Origin of the sequence: Bacteroides cellulosilyticus DSM 14838, assembly GCF_000158035.1 — a bacterium.
GTDB classification, from domain to species: domain Bacteria; phylum Bacteroidota; class Bacteroidia; order Bacteroidales; family Bacteroidaceae; genus Bacteroides; species Bacteroides cellulosilyticus.
Map to the genome: position 1 here is coordinate 322,370 of NZ_EQ973489.1, position 6,838 is coordinate 329,207.

Here is a 6,838-nt window from a genome sequence, read left to right on the forward strand (position 1 = left end):
AACGTGGTTGGGGGCAGATGCTTCCCTGTTTTCTGACGGAGGATGTCGCAGTGGACAATCATGCCATGAATGGACGGAGTTCATTGAGTTTCATCAATGAAGGGCGTTGGGATGCGGTGCTTGCCAAATTGAAAAAGGGAGATTATGTGTTTATTCAGTTCGGACATAATGATGAGAAAGCTTCCGAAAAACTGCATACCGATCCGGGAACTACATTTGATGATAACCTACGTCGTTTCGTAAGAGAAACCCGCGAAAAGGGAGCTTATCCTGTACTGTTTAATTCCATTGTGCGGAGAAACTTTCCTCCTGAAGGGGTGACGGAGCCTAAAGGAAGTTATGAGGTGGAAGGAAATGTGCTTGTGGATACGCATGGGGAGTATCTGAATTCTCCCCGTAGGGTAGCTGAAGAAATGGACGTGCCTTTTGTCGATCTGAATAAACTGACGCATGATCTGGTGGTAGATCTGGGCGTAGAAAAATCAAAAAGCCTCTTTATGTGGGTGCCTGCGGGGATTTATGATTTTTGTCCGAAAGGAAAAATAGACAATACGCATTTGAGTATTTATGGCGGAAAAGTAGTGGCAGGCATTGCTATGGAAGCTGTTGCTAAGGTTGTTCCAGCACTGGCCCCTTATGTCCGGCACTATGATCCGGAAGTGTATGCGGCCGATTATAAGGATAATAAAATCAGTTTTTGAAGAAATGTATAGAATATAGCTTTGAAAAATAAATTGAAATATATGAAGAAGGGATTTATAGGTTTAGTTTTTCTTTGGGTGACACAGATTTGTTGTGCACAGTTTAGTCTGCGTTCCGACCAACCGATCAAGTTGGCTTGTGATAATGCGGAAGAGAAGGTAGTGCAAACCGCATTGAAACTGTTCATACGTGATTATCAATCGGTATTTTCTGCATCTGCCGCCGTAGATGCCCGGCAAGGGAATATCATAGTAGGTACGGTTGGAAAAAGCCCGTTGTTGAAAGCTGTGAGTGCGGACGTAAGTGCTTTGACAGGCAAGAAACAGGCTTTCCTTTTGCAGGTTCTGCCGGATGGAAAATTGCTGGTAGCAGGTAGTGATTCGCATGGTACGGCTTATGGTATCATGGAATTATCCCGTCTGATAGGTGTATCTCCCTGGGAATGGTGGGCGGATGTAACACCGGAGAAGAAGACTTCTTTTGTGCTGCCGGCTGAGTATCAGACATTGCAATCTCCTTCCGTGGAATATCGGGGTATATTTATCAATGACGAAGACTGGGGATTGATGCCTTGGAGTAGTCAGACGTATGAACCGTCGGATATAAAAGGACATATCGGTCCGAAGACGAATGCACGTATCTTTGAACTGTTGCTGCGTTTACGTGCCAATACCTATTGGCCTGCGATGCACGAATGTACTTTGCCTTTCTTCCTGACGGAAGGCAACAGGAAAGTTGCGGAAGAATATGGTATTTTTATAGGTTCATCGCATTGTGAACCGATGGTGTGTAGCGCTGCCGGTGAGTGGCGCCGTCGCGGTCAGGGTGATTATGACTATGTGAATAATAGTGCGTCTGTTTATAAATTCTGGGAAGACCGGGTGAAAGAGGTTGCTCAACAAGGTAATATCTATACTTTGGGTATGCGTGGTGTGCACGACGGACAGATGCAGGGAGCCAAAACCGTAGCAGAACAGAAAGCTGTATTGGAACGTGTGCTTAAAGACCAGCGCGGACTCTTGCAGAAGTATGTCAATAAAGATGTTACGGCTATTCCGCAAGCATTTATTCCTTATAAAGAGGTGTTGGATATTTATAATGCCGGCTTACAGGTGCCTGATGATGTAACGTTGATCTGGTGTGATGATAATTACGGGTATATCCGTCACTTCCCGACGGCGGAAGAGCGTGCCCGTAAGGGAGGCAACGGTATCTATTACCATGTATCTTACTGGGGCCGTCCTCACGATTATCTTTGGTTGGGAACTCTCAGCCCTTATCTGCTTCATCAACAAATGAAGTTGGCTTACGACCGTGGCATCCAGAAGATGTGGGTGTTGAATGTGGGTGATATCAAACCTGCGGAATATCAGATAGAGCTTTTCCTGGATATGGCGTGGAACATAGATGAAGTGAACGAAATTGGAGTCACTGCCCATCTGAAATCCTGGTTGGGGCAGGAATTTGGAAGTAATTGTGCCGAGGAACTGTTGCCTGCCATGGAAGCGCATTACCAGCTATCCTACATCCGTAAGCCCGAATTTATGGGAAATACGCGTGAAGAAGAGCGGGATCCGAAATACAAGGTGATTAAAGATCTGCCTTGGAGCGAGCAGGCTATTAGTGAGCGTCTGAGATCTTATACCGTCTTGTCCGATGTTGTCGAGAGAATGGAGAGTAACATCCCGGCGGACAGGCAGGATGCTTACTTCCAGCTTGTGAAATATCCGGTGCAGGCCGCTGCACAAATGAACCGGAAAATTCTGACTGCCCAGCTTGCCCGTCACTCTAAGGTTGACTGGAAACAAAGTGATGCTGCCTTTGACAGCATTGCATCCTTGACGCAGCAATATAATTCATTGCAGAATGGGAAATGGAACCGTATGATGGATTTTCAACCCCGTAAGTTGCCGGTATTCAAGCGTGTAGAGCATACTACCGCTACCGAGCCTATGGTGACAGACCGGAAAATGCTCTGCAAATGGAATGCTATGGAATGTACGTATGGGAAACCTGTTCCGTACGAGGGCTTAGGATATGAAAGAAAAGCGGCGGGTATCCGTAAAGGTTCCTCTCTGACCTTCGCTTTTGATGATTATGGAAAAGATTCTGTTGAAGTTGAGATCAGGCTATTGCCAAGTCATCCACTGGATGAGAAACAGCTTCGTTTCGCTATATCTGTAGATGAGGCCGTTCCTCAAACGGTATCTTATGAGACGAAAGGACGCAGTGAAGAATGGAAAGAGAATATTTTGCGTAATCAGGCTATTCGGAAAGTGACTTTACCGATTAATAAACAGGCTTCTCATAAGCTGGTTATTACGGCTTTGGATGAAGGAGTGGTGCTGGATCAGGTGATACTCTATTAAGATCTCACCACAGAGTAGCACAGAGTCCCACGGAGTTCATTCATTTGATTTTAAATCAATAGAACTCTGTGGGACTCTGTGTTACTCTGTGGTGAATCAGATTAGTATTTGAAGTTTTCCCCCTTCACATAAATCTTGAAATCCTTGATGCCCCCCGGTACTTCGCTTTCCATTCGGGGTAAGCATTGGAAACCTGTCAATGCATGACTGGCGCCCAGATCGATTACAATCGTATGCGGATAAGGACTACCTTTTTCTGTGCTCCAATAGGTGGATTCCTGAAGGTCGAAAGTCTTGTCGGCAGAGCGGTTGACGTGAGCCACGTCTTCGCTGTCGGCATACTTCACAATCCAAGGCTCGCGGGACAAACGGCTACCATCCTTGTCCAAGAAATACATTTCGGCAATACAAGCCAAGTCTTTTCCATCCTGTGAGTTTAATGCTTCAATGCAAACATAGCGTCCGGTAACAGGTTTGTTGAATTCAACTTCCTGCCAGCCGTTACCCGGCTTGAAACTTCCCGTGAATACAGGCTTTTCACCTGACAAGTTCAGGTTTTCGCCTTCATTGCGATGTGTCAAGGGTTTCTGCACAAGCAGTTGGTCAAGGAGCGGTTCACTTAAACCTTCGGACTTAGCTTCTTTAGGGCCTACAATATCGAAAACTACGATTTCATTCTCACCTTTCTTCAACCAGCATCCTGGTACATAAAGAGTTTGCTGAGGACCGATCTCCCAGATACGACCTAATGCATAACCGTTCACATAAACCAGTCCTTTGCCCCATGTTTCGAAGTTCAGGAAAGTATCACTCGGTTTCTTCACCTGGAATTTAGCACGGTAAACACCCGGAATACGTTGTCCGAGACGATCTGTCAATGACTCTATCGGCTGGAACTTCATGCCCTGATAGAATTCATAGGTATCTTCAATGTTGAAAACTTCCCAGTTCTTCAGGTCGCAAACGAAAGGATATCCGTTGATGTCCATAGAAAGTTCTACGTTTTTCGTGATTCCTTTGAAGTCTTTGATGGCACGTCCGAAGTTGATACGACCCATGGCTTCTACCAGAATATCAAGTCTGGAACCTTTGACGCAGGCGGGGAGTACCAATTGCTTTTCACCGTTTCTTCTGTCGAGTTTGCCGATGTATTTCCCGTCTACGAATACCTGTGCATAGTCGTGCGCATCGTTCACTGTGAGGGTAGCGGGCGATTTCAATTCAGGCAGGGTAGTGCGGTAGAGGATGCTTCCGAAGCCCTGGTTATATTCTTCCATGGTACGGATGTTTTCATCCTTCTTTGCTGCGGGCAGGTTCTCGAACAATGGTGCCATTTCTGTGAATCTGAAAGCAGGGATGCTGATAGGTTTGATCAGTGCAGGTACTTTCGCCTGTTTCTCACCATCCATGTATTTCGCCATGGCTTCTCTCAACGCCCAATACTTAGGAGTTGTCTGACCGGATTCACTGATAGGTGCATCATAATCGTAAGACGTCACATCGGGTGCAAAGCCGGGAGAGTTGGCGCCTGCCCAGTGTCCCCAGTTCGTACCTCCATGTGTCATATACAGGCTGAATGAAATGCCTCTTGATAACATATCGTCGATGCCTTTGATCATATCAGCAGCAGGACGGGTTTCGTGGTTGGCACCCCATTTGTCGAACCAACCACTCCAGAATTCAGAACACATCAGCGGACTGTTGGGACGAAGTTGTTTCAGTTTGGCAAATTGCTGGTCGACGTTGGCACCTGTACCGAAGTTCATGGTCCAGATCAGATCATCGAGTCCGTTCAGGGTGAAGTTAGAGGCCCAGTCGCATTGGAACAGGGCGATGTCATTTCCGAAGTTGGCACGTACGATGTCTCTGATTTGGGATACATAACCCTTATCTTCTCCGTAAGATCCATATTCGTTTTCTACCTGTACCATGATGATGGGACCGCCATTGGCAATCGTCAGGTTTTTCACTTGCTTGGCTACGGCTTCTTCGAACAGAGCTACACGTTCAATAAAGTAAGGATCGGATTCGCGCAGACGTACATCCTTTTTCTTAAGCAGCCACCATGGCAGACCACCCATTTCCCACTCGGCGCAAACATATGGTCCGGGGCGAAGGATGACATACATATCATTTTGCTGGCACAGACGGCAGAACTCGGCCAGGTCGTTTTGCTCCGTAAAGTCATATACGCCGGGTTGCGGTTCGTGAGAGTTCCAGAATACATAGAGGCAAACGGTATTCATTCCCAGTGCTTTACACAACTTGATGCGTTGGTCCCAATAAGGTTTCGGGATGCGTGGGTAGTGCAGTTCGGCGGCTTTAACCACAAATGGTTTGCCATTCAGCAGGAAAGTTCCTTTGCCGGCTTCAAAACGACCTTGGTCGGCAAAGCTGTCGAAGTTCCATTTGTCACGCCAGGGAATGGTGATTTTATCACCTTCGAAGGAGAAGGGAAGCCATACATAACGTGAGTTTTCCAGGTCTTTCTTATTCCAGCGGTCGAACATGGCAATGTACATGTCTTTCTTGCCCATAACTTTCTGCACGTAAGTGCTTTGAGCATAGAATGTCTTGTCGGCATCTGTTCCGGTACAAGGGTTGCCGATTGTTTTCCATTCACCCATAATGGAGTCTGCTACTGCCAGTTCAGCCTGATTGGGATCCCAACCGGTACAGCCGGAAGAGAGCATGTAGTATTTTCCGTTACGCTTGAAGACGGCGGGAGCTTCGCGGCTTTCCTTGACGAAGTTACGGGTATAGCGTCCGCTCGGTCTTTGATAATCGTCAGTCAATTCGCTGATGTACAGCGTTGCATTGTTTTCTGACGAATAAAAGTGGTAGGCACGGCCATCATCGTCTACGAATACGGTTTGGTCGCGGCTCATGGCACCGTTGGGGCGGAAACTGCCCAGATAGGTGAATTCTCCGGTAGGGGAGTCACTGATGGCTACTCCGGCGCATGCCTTGCTGTAGTCGGCACTTTCCACGTGTGCCCACATCACGAATTTCTTGGTTTTTGGGTTATAAATCACCTTCGGACGTTCCAGTACCTTGCTGGTGTGCAGGTCGTGGCCTTGGTCGTCCTTCACTGCGGGAAGCACGATGCCTTCGAACTTCCAGTTCAGCAGGTCTTTGGATGAATAGCAGCTCACGCCGGTTACATCCGTGCGGTAACACTCCCATGTGGCCCATTCGGGCAGGATGGTTTTACCTTTTTTGTACTCACCGTACCAGTAGTACGTTCCTTCATGGTAGAGGATACCGCCGCCATGTGCATTGATGGGGTTACCGTCGGTGTCGTTCCATACTTCACCCGGCACGATGGCATTGTTGGTGGTTACTTGTTTTTGGGCTTGCGCTGTAGCAGCTCCAAACAAACAGGCAACAACTAATGTCATACTCCAGAAAATGTTTCTCATGATTTGAATGGTTTATTGTTAGTTTACGAATTAATTTCTGTTGCAAAGATAAGAACGACTTATCATTTAATGTTCCACAAATAATTCAATATAGGTAGACAGATGTTTCAATTTAATACGATTTATAATTTATATCTTTGTAGTCAGTAAACGAAATTATAGAAAACATTAACATGAAACACTTACAATGGTTATTGGCAACTGCCTGTATGCTTGCGGTTTGTCTGTCTGTCTCTGCTCAAAGTGGCAAGAAAGTAAAAAGTATCTCGCCTGAAAAATGGGTAAAATCGAAAGTCTGGAGTGAAGGTTTGAAGGCGAAGCCCCATTCTTCTACGAATTTAGCGG

General features: G+C 46.5%; 2 protein-coding genes and 1 pseudogene. 2 read left to right on the forward strand and 1 reads right to left on the reverse strand.

Features of this window, described 5'->3' with window-relative positions; translation table 11 throughout:
- Both BACCELL_RS03955 and BACCELL_RS03960 read left to right on the forward strand, forming a co-directional pair.
- Positions 1-653, forward strand: a pseudogene (locus tag BACCELL_RS03955) (rhamnogalacturonan acetylesterase); the annotation flags it as partial.
- A gap of 90 nt (positions 654-743) precedes the next feature.
- On the forward strand, positions 744-3,071 hold the full coding sequence (locus BACCELL_RS03960) for a glycosyl hydrolase 115 family protein (protein ID WP_007210266.1): 2,328 nt from the start codon (positions 744-746) through the stop codon (positions 3,069-3,071).
- A 101-nt stretch (positions 3,072-3,172) separates the two neighbouring features.
- On the opposite strand, the gene BACCELL_RS03965 is transcribed toward BACCELL_RS03960, so the two are convergent.
- A complete protein-coding gene (locus tag BACCELL_RS03965; protein ID WP_007210267.1) occupies positions 3,173-6,493 on the reverse strand; it encodes a beta-galactosidase in 3,321 nt (1,106 codons plus the stop codon).
- Positions 6,494-6,838 lie beyond the last annotated feature (345 nt).

Excerpts from the sequence above, each read along its gene's own strand:
- BACCELL_RS03965 (WP_007210267.1), bottom strand. The coding sequence starts at position 6,493 with ATGAGAAACATTTTCTGGAGTATGACATTAGTTGTTGCCTGTTTGTTT.
- BACCELL_RS03960 (WP_007210266.1), top strand. The coding sequence starts at position 744 with ATGAAGAAGGGATTTATAGGTTTAGTTTTTCTTTGGGTGACACAGATT.